The 2,944-nt window shown below is 58.2% G+C and carries 3 protein-coding genes; 2 read left to right on the top strand and 1 reads right to left on the bottom strand.

The genetic code is table 11. The features are described from left to right. A partial coding sequence (locus BA066_07580) for an aldehyde ferredoxin oxidoreductase (protein RDD52835.1) occupies positions 1 to 1,043 on the bottom strand: 1,043 nt, incomplete at its 3' end. 215 nt (positions 1,044 to 1,258) lie between these two features. Between BA066_07580 and BA066_07575 the strand changes: the two genes are divergently transcribed. Both BA066_07575 and BA066_07570 read left to right on the top strand, forming a co-directional pair. Further along, entirely contained in the window at positions 1,259 to 2,533 is a 1,275-nt protein-coding gene (locus tag BA066_07575) for a hypothetical protein (GenBank protein RDD52834.1), read from the top strand. A 139-nt stretch (positions 2,534 to 2,672) separates the two neighbouring features. Beyond that, on the top strand, positions 2,673 to 2,944 hold a 272-nt coding region (locus BA066_07570), incomplete at its 3' end, for a hypothetical protein (protein ID RDD52833.1).

The following is a 2,944-nucleotide window of genomic DNA, read 5'->3' as shown; positions in this document are numbered from 1 at the left end:
AGGTTCCCCAGGCTTATCGTGTCCAGTCCCAGGTTATCGGCCACCTCGGCCGCGTAAGCGAGATCATCCATGTCCTTGAACCCCAGATTGGATCCCATCATCCCTATCGTCTCGTACTCCGGTGCCTTTATGACACCTCTCCTCGTCTTTATCTTCCTCTTGCATGCGAGCGGGCAGGAGTGGCAGGCGAACCTGCTGTGGAACTTCTGCTTCACGACATCCGTGTTTATGAACTTAGCGTACTCGTAGTATCCCTCCCTGAAGTTCAGGTGGGGAAGCGCCCCCACGTTGTTGCTCAGGTCCACTATTATGGGTGTCCCATCTGTCTTAGCCCACAGGTTCGCCTCGGTGAGGACGCTCTCCTTCATCAGCCTCGTTATGGTCTCCCTGAACCTTCCCGGATTAGGAATCTCGATCTTCCTCTCCTCAGCCTTGACAACGACTCCCTTGAGCTTCTTTGATCCGAAGACAGCTCCTATTCCTCCCCTGGCTGCCACGAAGTACTCATCGACGTGGACTGATGATATGAGGCTGAGCCTCTCGCCGGCCGGCCCTATGACCATAGTCCTGGCGTTGCTTCCGTGCTCCTTCCTAAGCTCCTCCATGGCCTCCCTCACTCTCATCCCCCACAGGTGGCTTGCATCCCTTATCTCGACGTTTCCATCGCTTATGTAGACGTAAACAGGGCTTTCTGACGCACCCTCTATTATCACGGCATCGTAGCCCGCGTACTTGAGCTCCGGTCCGAAGGAGCCTCCCACGTAGTTGTCGTTGATCGTGCCAGTCTTGGGGGACTTGGAGACCACGGTGAACCTCCCGCTGAGCGGAGCTATCGTGCCCGTCAGGGGACCTGTGGCTATCACAACCTTGTTCTCCGGGCCCAGGGCATCGGCTCCCGGGGGCACCTCCTCGTACACGTACCTTATCCCCAGCCCCCTCCCCCCCAGGTAGAGGGCGAGCCAGTCCCTCCTCGGAGGTTCTGTGCTAATCTTTTTTGTCTTCAGGTTTATCCGTAGAATTTTTTCAGCATATATCGAGACCATGCCACCACCCGGTGCGACTCCCGCGTTGGGGGAAATTGATAAATGTTTTGCAGTCGCTGGAGACATGCCGAAGCTGCAGGAGTTTTCTGGAAAATTTTCTAATGAGGTCCGCGCCGGTGTGTTCGGCTCTAGGAGCTCTAGCTCACTTGAGAGGGCTGACGGATGCATTGGAATCCTTTATAATTCCTCGGGATCCGTGGCCCGCAGGGCGTTGCATGAGCTACGCCGTCTACTCCATGGTTGGCTACGGTCATCTCAGGGCTGCCCACCCCCTGAGGGGATTCGCGGAGCTCGTGAGGGCTGATGAATACGAGGGAATCCCCAGGATGGATAGAGCCCTCTGGAGGGTCATCTCCTCAGGTTACTCCGGGATCACCAGGTCAGTCGAGATACCGGCCCTGGGGAGGCTCGCCTTCCTCTCCTTCGATTACTTCCAGAGGGTCCCGAGCTTCTACCCTAGGAGGGATCTCTCCAGGCCGAACATGGCCCTTCTGATGATTTACGGACTCATAGGATCCGGATTCGGGAGGGACCTCATAAGGAAGCTCTCCAGGGATCCCCTCCCGATGATAGCCACATATTTCATTCCCGCCTTCATGGCGGAGCACCACGGCTACCCGGGGGAGATCTACTGCGTCATCTGCGACGCCGACATAGCCAGGACCTGGGCTCCACTGAGGCCCAGGGGCTCGAGGATAAGGTACCTGGCCCCCACGGAGAGGGTGGTTGAGAGGCTGAAGGACTACGGTGTCAGGGAGGAGAACATAGTGCTGACGGGCTTTCCCCTCCCCATGGAGCTCGTGGGGGAGGACATGAGCGTGGTGAAGGAGGACTTCTCGAAGAGGCTGCCCAACCTGGACCCCAGGGGGGTCCTCACGGATAGGTACGCATCCCTGCTGAAGGAGAGGCTTGGGGGGATCCCTGAGAGCTCGGATCATCCCCTGACGATAATGTTCTCCGTGGGGGGGACAGGTGTTCAGGCGAGGCTGGGCGTCTCCATCCTCAGGAAGCTCTCAGCCCAGCTTAGCAGGGGTGAGATGAGGCTGGTTATCTCCGTCGGGATCAGGAGGGAGCTGAGGGATCACTTCATTCGCTGGGTGGACAGGCTCGGGATGAGGGGGCTGCTGGATGAGACGATAATAATAGTCTTCGAGGAGAGCCCCGAGCGCTACATTGAGAGGTTCAACGAGGCCCTGAGGAGGAGCGACATACTTTGGACCAAACCATCGGAACTTTCCTTCTACGCTGCGCTAGGCATACCAATACTCGCCTCGGAGCCCGTAGGTTCGCACGAGGTGTCGAACATGAGGTGGCTGATCAAGGGGGGATACGGGATGGTCCAGGGAGATGTGAACTACCTCGAGCAGTGGTTCTTCGACTGGCTGAGGAGCGGTTACTTCGCGGAGAAGGCCATAGGGGGCTTCCTGGAGCTGGAGAAGATGGGAACCCTGAACGTCAGGAGGGCGGTCCTGGGTCGCGACGCATCATGAGTTTAGTGCGAAGCTGGGGGCGTTTGAGATCCTGCAGGCGGTTTCAGCCCATTCAGGGAGCTCGCTGGGACATGTCACCTGATCATGGGATCGCTCGACAACTTTTTATCTTGAGGGCCCCTGGAAGCGGGGTATTTTCATGCAGATAGTGGAATCCCTGGAGAGAGTCATCGAAGCGGACGATGATTCTATCCTAAGGGCGCTGGCTGATGTCGAGAGCCCCCCGTTGAGCAGGGTAAGCTACGCTGACGTGCTTCACCCCTCCGGGGTGCCTCCCCAGCCTGAGCTTGAGTTCATAGATCCCGGGAGGCTCAGGGTGGATGCCAAGCTCTTCCTGGGGGTCGACCTACTGGCCAGCCTGGGCCATCCCGGGGATCCCGAGTCCCTTAGGAGGGGGGCTGAGGACCTGCT

It is taken from the genome of Candidatus Korarchaeota archaeon NZ13-K (genome assembly GCA_003344655.1).
GTDB lineage: Archaea > Korarchaeota > Korarchaeia > Korarchaeales > Korarchaeaceae > Korarchaeum.
The sequence above is the reverse complement of the archived record's forward strand: the minus strand, read 5'-3'. Positions and strand labels throughout refer to the sequence as shown.